This window comes from Aeromonas sp. OTU364, assembly GCF_038440395.1.
GTDB lineage: Bacteria > Pseudomonadota > Gammaproteobacteria > Enterobacterales > Aeromonadaceae > Aeromonas.
The window spans coordinates 17,551-36,539 of record NZ_JASATR010000013.1 but is presented as its reverse complement, the minus strand read 5'-3'; the positions used below and the strand labels follow the sequence as shown (position 1 = coordinate 36,539).

The following is an 18,989-nucleotide window of genomic DNA, read 5'->3' as shown; positions in this document are numbered from 1 at the left end:
GGGCCGCCTTTTTTATTACAATGTCCCCCAATTACCGAACAGACGAGTCAAGCAAGATGACAACAGATACGATCGTGGCCCAGGCCACCGCCCCCGGCCGGGGTGGCGTCGGCATAGTCCGCGTCTCAGGCCCCGCCGCCGAACGAGTCGCCGAAATCGTGCTCGGTCGGCTGCCCAGGGTGCGCTATGCCGAATATCTGCCGTTCAAGGACGAGCAGGGCCAGCCTCTGGATCAGGGCATAGCCCTGCTGTTCAAGGCCCCCAACAGCTTCACCGGCGAGGATGTGCTGGAGCTGCAGGGCCACGGTGGCCCCGTCATCCTGGACATGCTGATCCGCCGCATCCTGCAAATCGAGGGCATCCGCCCCGCCCGTCCCGGCGAGTTCAGCGAGCGCGCCTTCCTCAACGACAAGCTGGATCTGGCCCAGGCCGAGGCCATCGCCGATCTGATCGAAGCCTCCAGCGAGCAGGCCGCCCGCAGCGCCATGCACTCCCTGCAGGGGCAGTTCTCCGGCAAGATCCAGCAACTGGTGGAGAGTCTCACCCGGCTGCGCATCTATGTGGAGGCCGCCATCGACTTCCCGGACGAGGAGATCGACTTCCTCTCAGACGGCAAGGTAGCGGGGGATCTTTACGCCATCATGGCAGAGCTGGATGACGTGCGCGGCGAGGCCAAGCAGGGCGCCCTGCTGCGGGAAGGGATGAAGGTGGTGATCGCCGGCCGTCCCAACGCCGGCAAGTCCAGCCTGCTCAACGCCCTGGCGGGCCGCGAATCCGCCATCGTCACCGAAATCGCCGGCACCACCCGCGACGTGCTGCGCGAGCACATCCACCTGGACGGCATGCCGCTGCACATCATCGACACCGCCGGCCTGCGCGATACCCAGGACAAGGTGGAGCAGATCGGCATCGAGCGTGCCTGGGCCGAAATAGAGCAGGCCGATCGGGTGCTCTTCATGGTGGATGGCACCACCACGGATGCGGTCGACCCGCGGGAGATCTGGCCGGAATTTGTTGATCGGTTGCCAAAAAAGATCGGTCTCACCGTGGTGCGCAACAAGGCCGACCTGACCGGCGAGGATCTGGAACCTAGCCAGGAACTGGGCCACGCCGTCTACCGCATCTCCGCCAAGACCGAGCTGGGGCTGCCCGCCCTGCGCGAGCACCTGAAGGCCTGCATGGGCTTCCAGGGCAACACCGAAGGGGGCTTTATGGCCCGCCGCCGCCACCTGGATGCCCTGGAGCGTGCCGCCGAGCGGCTGCTGGTGGCCAGGGAGCAACTCGAGGTCTTCGTGGCCGGCGAGCTGGTGGCCGAGGAGCTGCGCCTCGCGCAGGAGTCCCTCTCCGAGATCACCGGCGAGTTCAGCTCCGACGATCTGCTGGGGCGCATCTTCTCCAGCTTCTGCATCGGCAAATAAACCTGCACGGCAGGCAATGAAAAGCCCGGGATGATCCCGGACTTTTTTTGTGCATTTTTTCTTCACAACCCTAGAGGCGGCGCAGGCACCACATGAAGTAAGCGCCCCCCAACAGGGTGGAGACCAGCCCGACCGGCACCTCCTGCGGGAACAGGAGCTGCTGGCCGACCCAGTCCGCCAACACCATGAGCAGGGCCCCGCATCCCGCCGCACCGAGCAGGTGCCAGCGGGCCCGCACCAGCCCCATCAGCTTGGCCATGTGGGGGGCCAGCAAGCCGGCGAAGGAGAGCGGGCCTATGACCATGGTCGCACTGGCGGTGAGCACGGCCACCAGCAGCAGTATGATGAGCTGGGCGCGGTTGAGACGAATGCCGAGCGCCGTCGCCACCGCCGGCCCCATGGGCATCAGATCGAGCCAGCGGCTCACCAGCAGGCAGGCCGCCAGCATCAGCAGCGCCAACCCCGTCAGGCCATAGGCCACCGGCAGGGTGACGTAATAGGTGGAGCCGGACATCCAGGAGAGCAGTTGCTGCACCCGCAGATCGCCGTTGGCCAGGGCGATGGCCTGCAGCGGCTCGAACAGTGCCGTGATGGCGATGCCGGAGAGCAGGATCCGCTCAGGCTGGAAACCGTGCTTGCGGTTGACCAGCACCAGCAGCAGCAGGCAGCCGAAGGCACCAAGCAGACCCCCCAGCAGCATCATGGGCAGCGGCAAAGCGGGCAACAGCAAGGCCGTCGCTATCACCCCCATAAAGGTGCCGCCGCTCACCCCCAGCAGCTCCGGGCTCGCCATGGGGTTGTTGCTGACCCGCTGCAACAGGGTGCCCGCCAGGGCCAGCAGCACACCGGCAGCACCGGCAGCCAGGGTACGCGGCAGGCGCCACTCCAGCTGGGCCTGCCACCTGAGCCAGCTCGGCCAGCTCCAGCCATGCACCCCCTGCCCGACCAGCAGGGACGCAACCACCGCCAATAGCAGCCCCATCAACAGCAGGCCGATAAGGCGAGCGGGCGCCCCATGGCGTGCCACCGTCAGGCCGCTGGCGGCCTTGGGAGCGCCTGACTTGAAGGCAAGCCGAGGGATCAGCCAGAGCAGCAGAGGGGCCCCCAGCAGCGCCGTCATGGCCCCGGTCGGGATCAGCACAGGCCAGAAGCGGCTCAGGGATTGCAGCAGCAGATCCGTGGCCGCCAGCAGCAAGGCGCCCAGTATGGGGGCCCACAGCAGGCGCTGGCCGAGCTGCCTCACCCCCAGCAGTCGCACCATGGCCGGCGCCGCCAGCCCGATGAAACCGATCAGCCCCACCACGCTCACCACGCAGGCGGTGACGAAGACCGCGAGCCCGAGGCCGGCGAAGCGCAGCTGCTTGAGGGAGACCCCCAGGCTGCGGGCGCTGGCATCATCCAGCTCCAGCACGCCCAGGGGGCGGACCAGCACCGCGGCCAGGACGCCAGCCAGCAGCAGCCGTGGCAGCAGGTAGAGGACGCCGCTCCAGCTGTTCTGGGCCAGGGAACCGCTGCCCCACACCAGCAGGCCCTTGAGCTCCTCCTGGAAGAAGAGCAGCAGCCCCATGCTGATGGCCGCCAGATAGAGGTTGATCACCAGCCCCGCAAATACGATGACCACAGGGTTGAGCTGGCGACGCCAGGCCAGGGCAAACACCAGCCCCATGGCGAGGCTCCCCCCCGCCATGGCGATCCACTCGCGCCCGATCAGCAGCCAGGAGGGGGCGAACAGGGTCACCATCATCAGCGCCAGCTGGGCGCCGGAGGCCACCCCCAGCGTGGTGGGGGACGCGAGGGGATTGCGCAGCACCTGCTGCATCAGGGTGCCGGCCAGCCCGAGGGCGGCACCGGCCAGCAGGCAGACCACCAGCCGCGGCAGCCAGCTGAAGTGGATGACCGCCTGGCGGGCGTCGTCCAGCTCGGGGGAGAAGAGCGCCTGCCACCAGAGGGAGCCTGGCAGCTGGCGCGCCAGCTCACCACAAGCCAGCACCAGGGTCAGCGCCAGCAGGCAGAGGCCCGGGCGCAGCAAGGGAGAGGAGACGAAACTATTCATTGGGCTTCCCCCTTGAGGGCCACGCCGCCCTGAGGCTGCAGGGCCTCACCGAGCAAGGTGGCGAAACGACGGGCGGCCAGCATGCCGCCGAAACTCCAGGTCGCGGGCAGATGCAGCACGGGCGTGTTCTGTACCAGCGGCAGGTGCTGCCAGAGCCCGGGTTCCTGCAGTTTTTCACTCACCCCCACGGGAATGGGATCCACCACCACCAGCCTGGCCTCGGGAATGGCCAAGAACTGCTCGAGACTGGCCACCGAGAAGCCCCAGGCATTGGTCTCCCCCTGCCAGGCATTGCGCAGGCCGAGCCGCTCCATCACCGCCTCGAACAGGCTGTGGCGGCCAAACACCCGTACATGGCGCTCGTCGATGAACTGCACCACCAGCAAGGGGGGCAGATCGGCGGGCAGCGTCTCCTTCATCTGCGCCAGATCCCGCTCCAGCGCGGCGAGCTGGCGCTCGGCCTCGGCGGTTTTGTTCACCAGCGCGGCTATGGTCAGGGTCGCCTCACGCAGCCGCGGCCACAGCTCGGCATCGGGTTCATAGAGGGCGATGGACTGCACCGGCGCGATGCGGGACAGGGTCGGCGCCAGGGGGGCCGCCAGCGGGGATATGAGGATGAGATCGGGCTTGAGCTCAGCCAGCAGTTCCCGGTTGGGCTGGGCCCGCAGGCCGATGTCGATCACCCCGGCGGGGAGCCTGGGTTCGCCGACCCAGGCGCGATAGGAGTTCACATCCCCCATGGCCAGCGGGGTCACGCCGAGGGCCAGCAGGGTTTCGGCTATGGTCCAGTCCACGGTGGCGATGCGCGGAACAGTGCCGTCGGCAACAGGGGATGAGGGCGGTGTCTCGGCCTGCGTCGCCAGCGGCAGCAGCAGGCTGACGAGGCAGGGGGCCATCTTCAATAAAAGGTTCAAGAGCTCCCCCGGTCAGACGATGGCGATGGCATGGTCATGAGCCGGGTGGCGAATGACCTCCATCGGGATGCCATAGATGGCATGCAGGGTCTCGCCTGTCATGATCTGTTCGGGCTCACCGTGGGTCAGCAGACGACCACCGTGCAGCGCCACCAGCCGATCGCAGAAGCGGGACGCCATGTTGATGTCGTGAATGACGATGATGACCCCGAGGTTGAGCTGGCGACTCAACTGTTTGACGAGGGTGAGCACCTCCACCTGATGGGCCACGTCCAGCGCAGCCAGCGGCTCGTCCAGCAGGATGAAGCGGCTCTCCTGGGCCAGCAGCATGGCCAGCCAGACCCGGCCCCGCTCGCCGCCGGAGAGGGTATCCACCAGCCGGTCGGCAAACCCCTCGGTATGGGTCAGCGCTATGGCCTTGTCGACCTGGCGGTGATCTTCCGCCCCCATGCGGCCCAGCAGGCCGCGCCAGGGATAGCGCCCCATCTCCACCAGCTCCCGGCCGAGCAGGTTCTCGGCGCTCGGCAGATGCTGGGGCAGATAGGCCACCTGACGGGCGAAGTCCCGGTTGCCCCACTCCTGCAGCGGCTTGTCATCGAACCGTATCTCCCCATCGCTCAGGGGCTGCTGGCGTGCCAGCAGCTTGAGCAGGGTGGATTTGCCCGAGCCGTTGTGGCCGATGAGGCCGTAGACCTGACCCTGCTCGAAACGCAGGCTGGTGGGTTGCAGCAGGGTGCGGTCGTTGACCGCGAAGCTGGCGGCTTTCATCTCAAACATGATTCATTCCTGTACTGAAAGGGGTTGGCGCTCGCCTCCCCCTTGCGGCCGGTATCAGACCGGCACCTCGCTATCGAGATGGGCGACCGCATCCCGGCTCACCTGCTCGCGCCGCTCGCCGGTCAGCTCGGTGAGCTGGCCCTGACGCATCTCCAGCAGGCGATCCGCCAGGGAGAAATAGAGATCGTCGTGGCTGATGGCGATCACCGTCTTGCCCATCTCCTTGAGGCGTGGCAACAGCACCTGATAGAAGATGCGGCGGAACTGGGGATCCTGATCCGCCGCCCACTCGTCAAACAGCATCACCTCGCGCTGCTCCGCCAGTGCCAGCAGCAGGGCGACCCGCTTGCGCTGCCCCTGGGAGAGATCGATGTTGGCGATGAAGCCCTCCTCGATGGAAAGCTTGCTGCCCATCTGCAGCCGCTCCAGCCACTCGGCCACCAGGGCCTCTTTCGGCTCAGGCCCCAGCAGGTGCTGGAACAGGTGGTAGTCGGTGAAGATGGCGGAGAAGAGCGCCAGGTAGGCGTTGCGATCGGCAATGGGCTCACCATCCAGCAGGATCCGGCCAGAGACCGGCTGATAGAGCCCGGTCAGCAGCATGGCCAGGGTCGACTTGCCGGAGCCGTTGCCGCCAATGATGAAGATCTGCTCCCCCCGCTCAATGATCAGATTGATGGGGCCCACGGCGAAGCCGCCCTCCCCCTGATAGTGAAAGCTCACCTGCTCCAGCTCGATGCGTTGCCAGGCACTGGGGGCCGGCGGCAGCGGGAACCTGGGCTCCGGCTCGGCCAGATTCAGGGTCGCTATCTTGTCGAACGCCACCTGGGCCGAGATCAGGGTCGGTAGGGCGCCTATCCCTTGCAACAAGGGGGTGCGCAGGAACAGCAGGGTCAGGGCGAAGGTGGCGGCCACATTGGTGTTGGCCCAACCGAGGCCGTTGGCCAGGAAGAAGACCAGGCCTATGGCCCCCAGCATCATGATGTTCGACCAGTTCACCGCGCTCAGGTGATAGGTATCGGCACGGATGATCTCCCGGCGGTAGTCCCGGGCGTTCTGCTCATAGAGCTGGTGGTAGACGAAGTGAGCCCGCTCGCGATTGAGCGCCAGCTCCTTGCTGCCCGCGATGATGGACTGGTAGTTCTGGTAGAGCCTGTCTTCGGCCTGACGCATCCGGGCCAGGTGGCGATAGACCCGGTTCACCAGCAGCCAGCCCACCACCATGGTCACGGTGACCCAGAGGGCGGTGACACCGAGCAGGGCGGGAGAGAGCAAGCCAAGGTAGATGATGGAACCCAGGGTGAGCACCAGCCCCTGCACCAGCTCCGGCAGGCGCACGAAGGCGATGGTGATCTGGCCGATGTCGCTGGAGAGGGAGGCCAGCAGCGGCCCCTGCCCTATCTGGCGAATGCGGGCGACGTCGGTGTCCAGCAGTTGCTTGAGCAGGCGGCCGCGCAACCGGTAGACGAAATGATGACCGAGGGTGGTCAGGGCCAGCTGAGAGCCGAGCGTGATCACCAGCAGCAAAAAGATAAGGCCGACAAGTTGACCCAGGATCGGCAACGGATCGCCGACTGACTCGATAAGATATTGATTGATAAAGGCAATGACACCTATCCCGCTGACAGCACTGAGCAGGCTGAGCAGGGTAATGGCGATGAAGGGCCAACGGTATTGGCGGTAAACCAGTGACAAGAGTTCCATGACAGGCCTGTGTACAAAAAGAAGGAGGGCGGGAGCTTGAGGCTCCCGCCCGGCCTGTATCTTACCAGCGGTAGTTGACTGAGCCGACTATGCTGCGCGGCTCGCCGTAGTAGCAGTAGTAGTCACAGCTCGCTACATAGGTGTCGTTCAGCAGGTTGTTGACGTTGACCTGGGCACGCCAGTTCTTGGCGAAGTCATACCCGATCATCGCATCCCACACCGTCTGGGCCGGCACCTGGGCCGAACCGTAGATGGGGGTGTAGTCCGCATTCACGGCACCTATGCCGACGCTGGAACCGATGTAACGCACCCCGGTGCCCACTTCCAGCCCGGAGACCGGACCCTGCTGCACCTTGTAGTTGCCCCAGAAGGAGGCCTGGTGACGCGGGATCAGGCTGGCCTGGCGATCACCGTTGCCGGTGTCGTTGGTCTTGGCATCGGTGTAGGTATAAGCAGCGGTCAGGCGCAGCGCCTCTGTGGCCTGCACGCTCCCTTCCAGTTCGATCCCCTGGGAGGTCACTTCACCGGCCTGGGTCTGCTGGCCGGAGCCGGTGGAGACCAGCGAGTTGGTCTGTTCCAGATCGAACAGCGCCAGGTTGATGTAACCATCGAGGAAGCTGGGGGCGTACTTGATGCCGGTCTCATACAGCTTGCCTTCCAGCGGCTTGTAGGAGTTCTTGGTGTTCGGGTCTATGCCAGGCAGCACTTCGAACGACTCCGCATAGGCGAAGTACGGGGAGAGGCCGTTGTCGGCCAGGTACATCAGACTGCCGGAGAGCGAGAGGTTGTCGTCATACTGCTTCTCGTTCTTGCTGGTGGCTTCGCTGATGTTGTGGGTCTCCACATAGTCGAAGCGGCCACCTGCGGTCAGCAACCAGCGATCGTCCCAGCGGATCTGATGCTGGGCGTAGAGGCCGCTCTGACCCTTGGTGTTCTTCTGATAGGTGGCGGTGGACTCGTCGAAGCCGGGGAAGCCGCTGTAATCCGGGTTCATGGTGTCGATGGACCCCATGCCGTAGTTGTCGGCCTCGACCCCTTCATTCACGTGACGCTGCAGATCTATCCCCATCAACAGGGTCTGCTCGGTGCGATCCGTGTTCCAGTAACCCACCAGCTGGTTGTCCATGGTGGCACTCTTGGTGTCGCCGTCACGGTAGACCAGGCCGCGGTAGGCGGTGGTGCCTTCATAGGTCGGGAAGATATAGGTCTGGCGCAGCAGCAGATCGTTGTAGTTGAAGCGGACGTTCTGCTTGAACTCCCAGGTCTGGTTGAACTGGTGGGCCAGCTCGTAACCGGTGGAGATCTGGGTGTTGCGGTTGCGATCGTAATCCGGCTGACTCAGGTTGGTAGCGGGATCGATCTGGCCGCCCTCGGTATTGAGGGTGCCATAGACGGGGAAGAAGCCGTTGGTGGGCACTCCTTCATCGTGCAGGAAGCTGGCCAGCAGGGTGAGGCTGGTGCGATCCGAGATGTCCAGGGTCACGCTCGGCGCCAGGTAGGCGCGCTCGTTGTAGGTGCCATCCAGCACGCCGTCGCGCTCTTTATAGAGCGCAACCATGCGATAGCGGCTGTCGTCGGTCAGATCGTCGGAGAAATCGACCCCGACCTGGCGCAGATCCCGGTTGCCCAGTTGCAGATTGACCAGGCCTTGCGGGGTCGCGGTGGGGCGCTTGCTGATGGAGTTGATCACGCCGCCGGGAGGCGCCTCGCCGTAGAGGATGGAGGCCGGGCCCTTGAGCAGCTCCACGCTTTCCAGACCAAATGGCTCCGGTGTCCAGACATAGTAGCCGGTGCCGAACAGGCGGTTGCCATCGAGGTATTGAGCAGCATCGAAGCCACGCACCTTGAACCAGTCGGTGTTGTTGTCCGAGCCATAGAAACCGGTGAGCACGCCGGAGCGGTAGCGCACGGACTCGTCGAGCTGCTGCACGGCGTGCTGATCCAGCTCTTCACGGTTGACCACGGAGACGGCGCGAGGAGTCTCGGCCATGGGCACCTCGACCTTCATGGCGGTGCCGGTCACCACCATGGTTTCAGCCGCCTTGGGCAGCTCTTTATCCACCGGTTCTGCGGCCAGCACCGGCAGGCTCGCCAGCAGGCAGGAGAGCGACAACAGCTGGGCCCCCTTCTTTCGCATCACTGCATCTTGGGTATTTTTTTGCGCAATCATATAAGTGTCTCAAATATCAATGAGTTATAAATTGGTTTCTTATTATGGGTGCCCAATGCGGCCGGTCTGCCCGACTCCTTAGGCGAATAAATCGGCATAATGCTACTACAGGAGCCATGATCGAATCGATTCAATAATTGCTAATCATTTGCATCTCTATTGTTACCTGCTGTATCAACGGGCGACTTTTCCGGCAGAAAGACTCATTCAAGAGGGTGATCAAGAGAAGGGAACACAGAGGAAGATGAAAAAAGGTGGCGAGGGCGGCCTTCGCCATAAAAATCGTGAAGGATCCTTATCCCCAAGCTTTATCCATATTTATCCACATCCTTTGGCGGTAGAATCCCGGCTCTCCGTTTCTTTCGATGACATCAGGATCCATTCCATGGCCAAACTCAATCTTGTCGTCGGCTCCATGCTGGGCGCCGCCGAATATGTCGCAGATCATGTCGCCAGCCTGCTGGAACAGGCGGGCCACCAGACCCGGATCCACAACCCGGCCAGCTTGGCCGAGGTGCTGGCGGAGCCGGATGCGATCCTGCTGGTGATCACTTCCACCCACGGAGCCGGCGATGTGCCCGACAATCTTCAGCCCTTCGCCAAGGATCTTGCCGACCAGCATCCGGATCTCAACACCTTGAAATATGGGGTGATCGGGCTTGGGGACCGCAGTTATGACACCCTCTGCCAGGGTGGCAAGACGCTGGATCGACTGCTGGCCGAATGTGGCGCCAGCCGGATCGGGGATCGTCTGGAGATAGACGTAACCCAGCACGAGATCCCGGAAGATGCCGCCGAAGCCTGGATCCAGGACTGGATGCAGATGATCGCCTGATCAGGGCCTGGGAGATCCGGTAAAAACACCTTGATCTCCCCGCTTATCCCCAAATTCCTATCCACCAGGTTATTAACAGATAGATCCGGGAGAGTTGTTCTACAGGGTTACCCACAACGCCCAGGGGTTATGTGCATAACTACAGTGTTAAGCTCTGTAAAACCTATAGTTATCCATGTATGAGATCTAATCCAGTTCTGGTCTGTGTATAAAACCACTGGTTATCCCCCCGTTCACGGCCCTGGGATCCAAGCTTTTCCACAAGCTGGGATCGTCTTTAAACCGATGATCTTTATGATCAAAAAGGGCTTATCAACAGAAACCCCGGATCCTAATAAAAGATCCAGTAAAAGATCGATCTAAAGATCCTTAAGATCTACTAACGGATCCTGCATCCATACTGATCCTGAAGTAGACGTTCCCCTCAAGAGGCGAAACGGATAGAATGATCCGCCCTTCAGCCCAGGCAAATAAAGATCTTCAGGCGTGCAGATCAAGGTGATCCCCAATGCAATACCATGAACAATTTGATGTGATCGTCGTCGGTGGCGGTCATGCAGGAACCGAAGCAGCAACGGCGGCCGCTCGTATGGGCCTGAATACCCTGTTGCTGACCCATAACATCGATACGCTGGGACACATGTCCTGTAATCCGGCGATCGGCGGGATCGGCAAGGGACACCTGGTCAAGGAAGTGGATGCCCTGGGTGGGATCATGGCGCAGGCCATCGATCTTGGCGGGATCCAGTTCCGCACCCTCAACTCCTCCAAAGGGCCCGCTGTGCGTGCCACCCGTGCCCAGGCGGATCGCCTGCTCTACAAGGCTGTGGTGCGCCAGACCCTGGAAAATTACCCGAACCTGAAGATCTTCCAGCAAGCCTGTGACGATCTCGTTATGGACGGGGATCGCGTCGCCGGCGTGGTCACCCAGAGCGGGATCCGCATCAGCGGCAAGACGGTGGTGCTCACGGTCGGGACCTTCCTGAACGGTTTGATCCACATCGGGATGGAAAACTACAAGGGCGGCCGCGCCGGGGATCCACCCTCGATCGCCCTGGCCCAGCGTCTGCGTGAGCTGCCGCTGCGCATCGATCGGCTCAAGACTGGCACGCCGCCACGCATCGATGCCCGTACCGTCGATCTCTCCGTGATGCAGCAGCAGCACGGTGACGATCCTCGTCCCGTCTTCTCGTTCATCGGCAACGCCAGCCAGCACCCGCGTCAGGTGCCCTGCTACGTTACCCACACCAACGAGAAGACCCACGAGGTGATCCGCAACAACCTGGATCGCAGCCCCATGTACGCCGGGGTGATCGAGGGGATAGGCCCTCGTTACTGCCCGTCGATCGAGGACAAGATCACCCGTTTCGCCGACAAGACGGCGCACCAGATCTTCGTCGAGCCGGAAGGCCTGACCACCCACGAACTCTACCCGAACGGGATCTCCACCAGCCTGCCGTTCGACGTGCAGGTGCAGATCGTCCGTTCGATCTGTGGCTTTGAGAATGCCCACATCACCCGCCCCGGCTACGCCATCGAATACGACTTCTTCGATCCGCGGGATCTCAAGGCCAACATGGAGAGCAAGTGCATTCCAAACCTCTTCTTCGCCGGCCAGATCAACGGCACCACAGGCTATGAAGAGGCGGCCGCCCAGGGGCTGATGGCCGGTCTGAACGCCGGTCTGCGCGCCCAGGGTAAGGATGCCTGGCATCCGCGCCGGGATCAGGCCTACATGGGCGTGATGATGGACGATCTCTCCACCCTGGGTACTCGCGAGCCCTACCGCATGTTCACCAGCCGCGCCGAATACCGTCTGCTGCTGCGGGAAGACAACGCCGATCTGCGCCTGACCGCCATAGGTCGCGAGCTGGGCCTGGTGGATGACCATCGCTGGAGCCTGTTCAACACCAAGATGGAGCAGGTGGAGCAGGAGCGTCAGCGCATGCGTTCGACCTGGATCCACCCGCAGCATCCGTCGCTGGAGGCAGTCAACGCCCTGGTGAACACGCCCCTGACCCGGGAGCAGAGCCTGGAAGAGCTGCTGCGTCGCCCCGAGGTGACCTACGATGCCCTGATGGCCATCGAAGGGGTCGGCCCGGCGCTGGAAGATGCGGCCGCGGCGGATCAGGTGGAGATCCAGATCAAGTACGCCGGCTACATCGAGCGCCAGCACGACGAGGTGGAGAAGCAGCTGCGCAACGAGAACACCCTGTTGCCGCTGGACATGAACTACCGCGACGTGAACGGTCTCTCCAACGAGGTGATCGCCAAGCTGAACGATGCCAAGCCGCAGACCATAGGTCAGGCCTCCCGCATCTCCGGCATCACCCCGGCGGCCATCTCCATCCTGCTGGTTCACCTGAAGAAACACGGCCTGCTGCGTAAAACCGCCTGAGGAATCCCATGCTGGAAAGATTGAACGGCCTGCTCATGCAGGCCGGTATTGTTATCACCGACACTCAAAAGACCCAGTTGGTGCAGTTGGTTGAGTTGCTGCACAAGTGGAACAAGGCTTACAATCTCACCTCGGTGCGGGATCCGGACGCCATGCTGGTCAAGCACATCCTCGACAGCCTGGTGGTGAGCCCTCACCTGCACGGTGAGCGTTTCATCGATGTGGGCACCGGCCCGGGTCTGCCCGGCCTGCCGCTGGCCATCATCAATCCGGACAAGCAGTTCGTGCTGCTCGACAGCCTGGGCAAGCGGATCAACTTCATCCGCCAGGTGATCCAGGAGCTGGGGCTGACCAACGTGACGCCGGTCAAATCCCGGGTGGAGGAGTATCAACCCGAGGTGGGCTTCGATGGCGTTCTCAGCCGGGCCTTCGCCTCCCTGGAGGACATGTTGAACTGGTGTCACCATCTGCCGTCACCCGAGGGCAGCTTCCTGGCACTCAAGGGACAATACCCCGAGCAGGAACTGGCACAGTTGCCTGCCAGCATTCGCCTGGTTGCCACCCATCAGCTGGTGGTGCCCGAACTGGAAGGTGAGCGTCATCTGCTGGAGTTTAAAGCCATCCAGCCCGAATAGGGCCGCCGTATTCATTTAGGGGATAGTGTGGGAAAAGTCATTGCCATAGCCAACCAGAAGGGTGGAGTGGGTAAAACCACCACCTGTGTGAATCTGGCCGCCTCCATGGCCGCCACCCGGCGCAAGGTGCTGGTGATCGATCTGGATCCGCAGGGCAATGCCACCATGGGCAGCGGCGTCGACAAGTACGAAGTCGAACGCACCGCCTATGAACTGCTGATCGAAGACACCCCCATCAAGGAGGTGATCATCCCCGAGACCTCGGGTGGCTATCACCTCATCGCCGCCAATGCCGACGTGACGGCGGCGGAAATCCGTCTGATGGAGTTCTTCGCCCGCGAGATCCGCCTGCGCAACGCCCTGGCCTCGGTACGGGACAAGTACGACTACGTCTTCATCGACTGCCCGCCTTCTCTCAACATGCTGACCGTCAACGCCATGGCCGCCGCCGACTCCGTGCTGGTGCCCATGCAGTGCGAGTATTACGCGCTGGAAGGGCTCACCGCCCTGGTGGATACCATCAGCAAGCTTGCGGCCGTGGTCAACCCGGAGCTGAAGATCGAAGGGGTGCTGCGCACCATGTTCGATCACCGCAACCGGCTGGCCAATGATGTGTCCGATCAGCTGAAACAGCATTTCGGGGACAAGGTCTATCGCACCATCATCCCCCGCAACGTTAGACTGGCGGAGGCGCCGAGCTTCGGTGCCCCGGCCATGCACTATGACAAATCATCGGTGGGGGCCAAGGCCTATCTGGCCCTGGCTGGCGAGATCCTGCGTCGCCAGGAGCAGGAGTCTCAGCCGATCACCGCAGACCGAGAGAGCATATGACGCCGAAGAAACGTGGGCTGGGCAAGGGGTTGGATGCCCTGCTCAGCACCAGCACGGCCGCCCGCCAGAAACAGGTGATGAGCGACCAGCGTACCGAACAGGCCATGGCCCCCACCAACCAGGGCGAGTTGCGCAAGCTGCCGCTGGAGTGGCTGCAGTCCGGCAAGTACCAGCCGCGCAAGGACATGTCTCAGGATGCGCTGGAAGACCTGGCCAACTCGATACGGGCGCAAGGCGTGATTCAGCCGATAGTGGTACGCTCCATCGGCGAGAATCGCTTCGAGATCATCGCTGGTGAGCGGCGCTGGCGCGCGTCCCAGCTGGCCAGGCTCGAGGTGGTGCCCTGCATCGTCAAGGACGTGCCCGACGAGGCGGCGGTGGCCATAGCGTTGATTGAGAATATCCAGCGCGAGGATCTCAACGCCATCGAAGAGGCGGTGGCCCTGCAGCGACTGCTGACCGAGTTCGAGCTGACCCACCAGCAGGTGGCCGAGGCGGTGGGCAAGTCCCGCACCACGGTCACCAACCTGCTGCGCCTCAATCAGCTCAACGAGGACGTGAAGCGGTTCGTCGAGCACGGGGATCTCGACATGGGCCATGCCCGTGCCCTGCTTGCCCTGAGCGGCCCGGCCCAGTCAGAGCTGGCCAAGCTGGTCGCCCAGAAGGGGCTGACGGTGCGAGATACCGAGAAACTGGTGCAAAAAACGCTGGAACCGGCAAAAACCAAGGTCGAGCCAGTCCGCGATCCGCAGTTTGGTTACCTCGAGCGCCAGATTTCAGAAAAAATTGGCAATCAGGTACAGCTTCAGCCAGGCAAGAAGGATAGCGGCAAGTTAGTAATAAGTTACGATAACTTAGCGGATTTGGACCGGGTATTGGGCTATTTTGGTCTGTCAGAATCGTGATTTTTACGCTTTTTGTAGTAATAAAACATCCATTCCTTTCGATATGAACATAACCTTAATTTCGCGCGGAAAGCCGCAAAAATTAAGGATTTTTGCCATGTTGCAATAGCCGTCTTCACGGGTATAATTTGACCGGCTTTTCGAGCTGTGAACCTGGGGTCTTCGGATCCCGATTTTTTACAGTTCTGTAATGTTCAGGGGTAGGTTGGTGAAACAGAAAGTAGCCTTGGAAGGTTTGACGCTAGCCTTGGCTATGCTCGTTTGTCAGCTCATCCTGATCCTGGCGATCGGTTCCGTCTGGTTTTATCAGAGCGGGGCGCTTGCCGGACGTTCTTCCCTCTTCGGGGGGGGAATGTACTGGGTTCCTCAAGCCCTGTTCACGCTCTGGGTTCTGCGCCGCAAGGTGACGAAAGAGAGCGTGGGCCTGGTTTTGCGGGACTTTTATGGTGGGGCAGGGATTAAGCTCATTACTACAACAGGACTTTTCGCCCTGATGTTTGGCTCCGGGATCGAGGTCGACACCGTCTCGTTCTTCGCCACTTATATCCTCGCCCTCGTTGTACAGTGGATAGTTTCATTCACGCTTAACAACCACTATTAGGAAAACTCATGTCTGCAACCGGAGAAGTCCTGACTCCTCAGGGATATATCTCCCACCACCTGACCCACCTGCAAGTCGGGTCCGGGTTCTGGACGGTGAATATCGACTCAATGATATTTTCCGTCTTGCTAGGCGCCCTGTTTATCTGGTCGTTCCGCCGTGTAGCCGTCAAGGCCACCAGCGGTGTGCCCGGTAAACTGCAGTGCTTTGTGGAGATGCTGGTCGAGTTTGTGAATGGTAACGTCAAAGACATCTTCCATGGTCGGAACCCGGTCATCGCACCGCTGGGACTGACAGTGTTTGTCTGGATCTTCCTGATGAACTTCATGGATCTGATCCCCGTTGACTTTATCCCTCACGCTGCACAGTTGATGGGTGTTCCCTATCTGCGTGTGGTTCCCTCTGCTGACGTTAACATCACCATGTCCATGGCTTTGGGCGTGTTCTTCTTGATCCTGTACTACAGCATCAAGGTCAAGGGTATCAGCGGATTCGTGAAGGAGCTGACGCTTCAGCCTTTCAACCATCCCGCTGCCATCCCGGTTAACTTCATCCTTGAAACCGTCACGTTGATTTCCAAGCCTGTTTCATTGGGTCTGCGACTGTTCGGCAACATGTATGCTGGCGAACTGATCTTTATCCTGATTGCGGGTTTGTTACCCTGGTGGTCACAGTGGATCCTGTCCGTGCCTTGGGCAATTTTCCACATCCTGATCATCACTTTGCAGGCGTTTATCTTCATGGTTCTGACCATCGTCTATCTGTCGATGGCGCAAGAAGACCATGGTTGATGCAACTCAAATAATCCTTTTTATACAATCAATTACATCTAAATAAATGGAGATCCTCATGGAAAACTTGAACATGGACCTGCTGTACATCGCTGCTGCAATGATGATGGGTCTGGCGGCTATCGGCGCCTCCATCGGTATCGGTATCCTGGGTGGCAAGTTCCTGGAAGGTGCTGCTCGTCAACCGGACCTGATCCCTGTTCTGCGTACCCAGTTCTTCATCGTCATGGGTCTGGTGGATGCGATCCCGATGATCGCCGTTGGTCTGGGTCTGTATGTGATGTTTGCGGTTGCCTAAGTCGTCACGACTCACGCAGAACCCATTAACTAACTTAAGAGGACATCGGCTGTGAATATCAACGCCACCCTCCTCGGCCAAGCAGTTGCTTTTTTCATCTTCGTAGTGTTTTGCATGAAGTACGTATGGCCGCCGCTGATCGCTGCCATCGAAGCCCGTCAGAAAGAAATTGCTGATGGTCTCTCTTCTGCCGAACGTGCCAAGAAAGATCTGGATTTGGCCAAGGCCAACGCCACCGATCAGCTGAAAGAAGCCAAGCTTCAGGCTGCTGAAATCATCGATCAAGCCAACAAACGCAAGGCCCAGATCATTGATGAAGCCGCTGTCGGAGCTCAAGCAGAGCGGGAAAAAATCCTGGCTCAGGGCCGTGCAGAGATCGAAGCTGAACGTCATCGTGCCAAAGAAGAACTGCGCAAGCAGGTTGCTGCTCTTGCCATCGCGGGTGCAGAGAAGATCCTGGCACGCCAAATCGACCAGGCTGCCAACAGCGACATCGTCGACAAACTGGTAGCAGAACTGTAACGGGAACGGGGCTATGTCTGAACTGACTACAATCGCTCGCCCCTACGCCAAGGCTGCTTTCGAGTTTGCCGTTGAGCACAAGGCGGTTGACCAATGGCTGGAGATGCTCGGTTTCGCCGCACAAGTGGCAGAGAACGAGACCATCCATGACCTGGTAAACGGCTCCGTGGCCGCCGAAGAACTGGCAAATCTGTTTGTCGGTGTCTGCGGTGAGCAGCTCAACGAGCATGGTCAGAACCTGATCCGGGTGATGGCTGAGAATGGTCGCTTGGGTGTGCTGCCGGCTGTCGTTGCTGAATATGTCGCGCTCAAGGCTGAACTGGACAAAGAAGTTCAGGCTGACGTGATTTCGGCGATCGAACTGACCGACCAGCAGAAGGCCGCTATTCAGGCTTCTCTGGAACAACGTCTCGCGCGCAAAGTGAAGCTGAATTGCAGCACAGATGCGTCCTTGATGGCCGGGGTGCTCATCAAGGCCGGTGATCTGGTTATCGACGGCACGGTCCGCGGTAAGCTGGATCGCATGGCCGACGCGCTGCAATCTTGATTGGGGTATTAGAGCATGCAACTGAATTCCACTGAAATCGCCGAGCTGATCAAGCAGCGCATTGCGCAGTTTGATGTCAAAAGCGAAGCGCGTAACGAAGGTACCATCGTCTCTGTGAGTGACGGTATCATTCGTATCCACGGTCTGGCCGATGCCATGCAGGGTGAAATGATCGAGCTGCCGGGTAACCGCTTCGCTCTGGCATTGAACCTGGAGCGTGACTCCGTTGGTGCCGTTGTCATGGGTCCCTATGCCAACCTGGCGGAAGGGATGAAAGTAAAGGGTACCGGCCGTATTCTGGAAGTGCCGGTCGGTCGTGGTCTGTTGGGCCGGGTGGTCAACACCCTGGGTCAGCCGATCGACGGTAAGGGTCCGGTAGACAACGACGGCTACTCGCCGATCGAAGTCATTGCCCCGGGCGTTATCGAGCGTAAGTCTGTTGACCAGCCAGTCCAGACCGGTCTGAAAGCCATCGATGCCATGATCCCCATCGGTCGTGGCCAGCGTGAGCTGATCATCGGTGACCGTCAGGTTGGTAAGACCGCCATCGCGATCGACACCATCATCAACCAGAAAGACTCCGGCATTAAGTGCGTCTACGTTGCGATTGGCCAGAAGGCCTCCACCATCGCCAACGTGGTGCGCAAGCTGGAAGAGCACGGCGCCCTGGCCAACACAATAGTGGTCGTCGCCTCCGCCTCCGAAGCTGCTGCCCTGCAGTACCTGGCTCCCTATGCCGGTTGCTCCATGGGTGAGTACTTCCGTGACCGCGGTGAAGACGCGCTGATCATCTATGATGACCTGTCCAAGCAGGCCGTAGCCTATCGCCAGATCTCCCTGCTGCTGCGCCGTCCGCCAGGACGTGAAGCTTACCCGGGCGACGTCTTCTATCTGCACTCCCGTCTGCTGGAGCGTGCTTCCCGCGTCAACGTCGAGTACGTCGAGAAGTTCACCAAGGGTGCCGTGACTGGCCAGACCGGTTCTCTGACCGCGCTGCCGATCATCGAAACCCAGGCCGGCGACGTGTCTGCGTTCGTTCCGACCAACGTGATCTCCATCACCGATGGCCAGATCTTCCTGACTACTCAGCTGTTCAACTCCGGTATTCGTCCGGCGGTTGACCCGGGTATCTCCGTATCCCGTGTGGGCGGTGCCGCTCAGACCAAGATCGTCAAGAAGCTATCCGGTGGTATCCGTACCGCGCTGGCCCAGTATCGTGAGCTGGCTGCTTTCGCCCAGTTCTCTTCCGATCTGGACGATGCGACTCGCAAGCAGCTGGACCATGGTCAGAAAGTGACCGAGCTGATGAAGCAGAAGCAGTACTCTCCGATGAGCGTGGCTCACCAGTCTCTGGTGCTGTTCGCCGCCGAGAAGGGCTACCTCGCCGATGTCGAACTGAGCAAGATAGTCGACTTCGAAGCCGCTCTGCTCTCTTACGCCAATACCCAGCATGCCGAGCTGATGGCTGAAATCAATGCCAAGGCCGACTACAACGACGCGATCGTTGGCAAGCTGACTGCGTTGCTGGATAGCTTCAAGGCAACCCAGACCTGGTAAGCGTGTGTGGCAGCGCAAGCTGCCACCTGATGGAGA

17 protein-coding genes are annotated in these 18,989 nt (G+C 60.9%); 12 read left to right on the top strand and 5 right to left on the bottom strand.

Translation table 11 applies throughout. The annotated features are described in order from the left end of the window. The first annotated feature begins 56 nt into the window (after positions 1–56). Entirely contained in the window at positions 57–1,418 is a 1,362-nt protein-coding gene (gene mnmE / locus AAHB08_RS13605) for a tRNA uridine-5-carboxymethylaminomethyl(34) synthesis GTPase MnmE (RefSeq protein ID WP_043132733.1), read from the top strand. 70 nt (positions 1,419–1,488) lie between these two features. On the opposite strand, the gene fhuB is transcribed toward mnmE, so the two are convergent. From fhuB to AAHB08_RS13580, 5 genes are all read right to left on the bottom strand, one after another. Further along, positions 1,489–3,471: a Fe(3+)-hydroxamate ABC transporter permease FhuB gene (gene fhuB, locus AAHB08_RS13600; RefSeq protein WP_342059225.1), complete on the bottom strand. Its 1,983-nt coding sequence runs from the start codon at positions 3,469–3,471 to the stop codon at positions 1,489–1,491. Continuing rightward, complete coding sequence (locus AAHB08_RS13595; RefSeq protein ID WP_342059261.1) at positions 3,468–4,367, bottom strand: ABC transporter substrate-binding protein; 900 nt, start codon at positions 4,365–4,367, stop codon at positions 3,468–3,470. The genes fhuB and AAHB08_RS13595 overlap by 4 nt, the downstream gene beginning before the upstream one ends. Positions 4,368–4,397: 30 nt before the next feature. Continuing rightward, a complete protein-coding gene (locus AAHB08_RS13590) occupies positions 4,398–5,162 on the bottom strand; it encodes an ATP-binding cassette domain-containing protein (protein WP_342059224.1) in 765 nt (254 codons plus the stop codon). A gap of 54 nt (positions 5,163–5,216) precedes the next feature. Continuing rightward, on the bottom strand, positions 5,217–6,863 hold the full coding sequence (locus AAHB08_RS13585) for a multidrug ABC transporter permease/ATP-binding protein (RefSeq protein ID WP_342059223.1): 1,647 nt from the start codon (positions 6,861–6,863) through the stop codon (positions 5,217–5,219). 61 nt (positions 6,864–6,924) lie between these two features. Then, entirely contained in the window at positions 6,925–9,033 is a 2,109-nt protein-coding gene (locus AAHB08_RS13580) for a TonB-dependent siderophore receptor (protein ID WP_342059222.1), read from the bottom strand. A gap of 385 nt (positions 9,034–9,418) precedes the next feature. On the opposite strand from AAHB08_RS13580, the gene mioC reads away from it, so the two are divergent. The 11 genes from mioC to atpA all read left to right on the top strand — a co-directional run bounded on the left by mioC (position 9,419) and on the right by atpA (position 18,953). Beyond that, positions 9,419–9,868, top strand: coding sequence for an FMN-binding protein MioC (mioC, locus tag AAHB08_RS13575; RefSeq protein ID WP_342059221.1), 450 nt, complete (start codon positions 9,419–9,421; stop codon positions 9,866–9,868). Between the two features lie 508 nt (positions 9,869–10,376). Continuing rightward, positions 10,377–12,266, top strand: coding sequence for a tRNA uridine-5-carboxymethylaminomethyl(34) synthesis enzyme MnmG (gene mnmG, locus AAHB08_RS13570; RefSeq protein WP_342059220.1), 1,890 nt, complete (start codon positions 10,377–10,379; stop codon positions 12,264–12,266). A gap of 8 nt (positions 12,267–12,274) precedes the next feature. Continuing rightward, a complete protein-coding gene (gene rsmG, locus AAHB08_RS13565) occupies positions 12,275–12,901 on the top strand; it encodes a 16S rRNA (guanine(527)-N(7))-methyltransferase RsmG (protein ID WP_106887825.1) in 627 nt (208 codons plus the stop codon). A gap of 27 nt (positions 12,902–12,928) precedes the next feature. Beyond that, positions 12,929–13,732: a ParA family protein gene (locus AAHB08_RS13560; RefSeq protein WP_202048001.1), complete on the top strand. Its 804-nt coding sequence runs from the start codon at positions 12,929–12,931 to the stop codon at positions 13,730–13,732. Then, positions 13,729–14,637, top strand: a complete 909-nt coding sequence (locus tag AAHB08_RS13555; RefSeq protein ID WP_171277147.1) for a ParB/RepB/Spo0J family partition protein — start codon at positions 13,729–13,731, stop codon at positions 14,635–14,637. Before AAHB08_RS13560 ends, AAHB08_RS13555 begins: the two co-directional genes overlap by 4 nt. A gap of 190 nt (positions 14,638–14,827) precedes the next feature. Beyond that, positions 14,828–15,238: an ATP synthase subunit I gene (locus tag AAHB08_RS13550; RefSeq protein ID WP_162519234.1), complete on the top strand. Its 411-nt coding sequence runs from the start codon at positions 14,828–14,830 to the stop codon at positions 15,236–15,238. Positions 15,239–15,246: 8 nt separating this feature from the next. Next, positions 15,247–16,029, top strand: a complete 783-nt coding sequence (gene atpB / locus AAHB08_RS13545) for a F0F1 ATP synthase subunit A (protein ID WP_025328868.1) — start codon at positions 15,247–15,249, stop codon at positions 16,027–16,029. A 58-nt stretch (positions 16,030–16,087) separates the two neighbouring features. Further along, positions 16,088–16,327, top strand: coding sequence for a F0F1 ATP synthase subunit C (gene atpE, locus AAHB08_RS13540; RefSeq protein ID WP_010672265.1), 240 nt, complete (start codon positions 16,088–16,090; stop codon positions 16,325–16,327). Between the two features lie 51 nt (positions 16,328–16,378). After that, positions 16,379–16,849 (top strand): F0F1 ATP synthase subunit B, encoded by a 471-nt coding sequence (gene atpF, locus AAHB08_RS13535; RefSeq protein ID WP_139437153.1) that lies wholly within the window; start codon positions 16,379–16,381, stop codon positions 16,847–16,849. A 13-nt stretch (positions 16,850–16,862) separates the two neighbouring features. Continuing rightward, entirely contained in the window at positions 16,863–17,396 is a 534-nt protein-coding gene (gene atpH / locus AAHB08_RS13530) for a F0F1 ATP synthase subunit delta (RefSeq protein ID WP_139437155.1), read from the top strand. Positions 17,397–17,411: 15 nt separating this feature from the next. Next, positions 17,412–18,953, top strand: a complete 1,542-nt coding sequence (gene atpA / locus AAHB08_RS13525; RefSeq protein WP_005326253.1) for a F0F1 ATP synthase subunit alpha — start codon at positions 17,412–17,414, stop codon at positions 18,951–18,953. Positions 18,954–18,989 lie beyond the last annotated feature (36 nt).

Bases quoted from the DNA above. Each gene is read 5' to 3' on its own strand.
- mnmE (WP_043132733.1), top strand. From the start codon at position 57: ATGACAACAGATACGATCGTGGCCCAGGCCACCGCCCCCGGCCGGGGT.
- fhuB (WP_342059225.1), bottom strand. From the start codon at position 3,471: ATGAATAGTTTCGTCTCCTCTCCCTTGCTGCGCCCGGGCCTCTGCCTG.
- AAHB08_RS13595 (WP_342059261.1), bottom strand. From the start codon at position 4,367: ATGGCCCCCTGCCTCGTCAGCCTGCTGCTGCCGCTGGCGACGCAGGCC.
- AAHB08_RS13590 (WP_342059224.1), bottom strand. From the start codon at position 5,162: ATGTTTGAGATGAAAGCCGCCAGCTTCGCGGTCAACGACCGCACCCTG.
- AAHB08_RS13585 (WP_342059223.1), bottom strand. From the start codon at position 6,863: ATGGAACTCTTGTCACTGGTTTACCGCCAATACCGTTGGCCCTTCATC.
- AAHB08_RS13580 (WP_342059222.1), bottom strand. From the start codon at position 9,033: ATGATTGCGCAAAAAAATACCCAAGATGCAGTGATGCGAAAGAAGGGG.
- mioC (WP_342059221.1), top strand. From the start codon at position 9,419: ATGGCCAAACTCAATCTTGTCGTCGGCTCCATGCTGGGCGCCGCCGAA.
- mnmG (WP_342059220.1), top strand. From the start codon at position 10,377: ATGCAATACCATGAACAATTTGATGTGATCGTCGTCGGTGGCGGTCAT.
- rsmG (WP_106887825.1), top strand. From the start codon at position 12,275: ATGCTGGAAAGATTGAACGGCCTGCTCATGCAGGCCGGTATTGTTATC.
- AAHB08_RS13555 (WP_171277147.1), top strand. From the start codon at position 13,729: ATGACGCCGAAGAAACGTGGGCTGGGCAAGGGGTTGGATGCCCTGCTC.
- AAHB08_RS13550 (WP_162519234.1), top strand. From the start codon at position 14,828: ATGTTCAGGGGTAGGTTGGTGAAACAGAAAGTAGCCTTGGAAGGTTTG.
- atpB (WP_025328868.1), top strand. From the start codon at position 15,247: ATGTCTGCAACCGGAGAAGTCCTGACTCCTCAGGGATATATCTCCCAC.
- atpE (WP_010672265.1), top strand. From the start codon at position 16,088: ATGGAAAACTTGAACATGGACCTGCTGTACATCGCTGCTGCAATGATG.
- atpH (WP_139437155.1), top strand. From the start codon at position 16,863: ATGTCTGAACTGACTACAATCGCTCGCCCCTACGCCAAGGCTGCTTTC.
- atpA (WP_005326253.1), top strand. From the start codon at position 17,412: ATGCAACTGAATTCCACTGAAATCGCCGAGCTGATCAAGCAGCGCATT.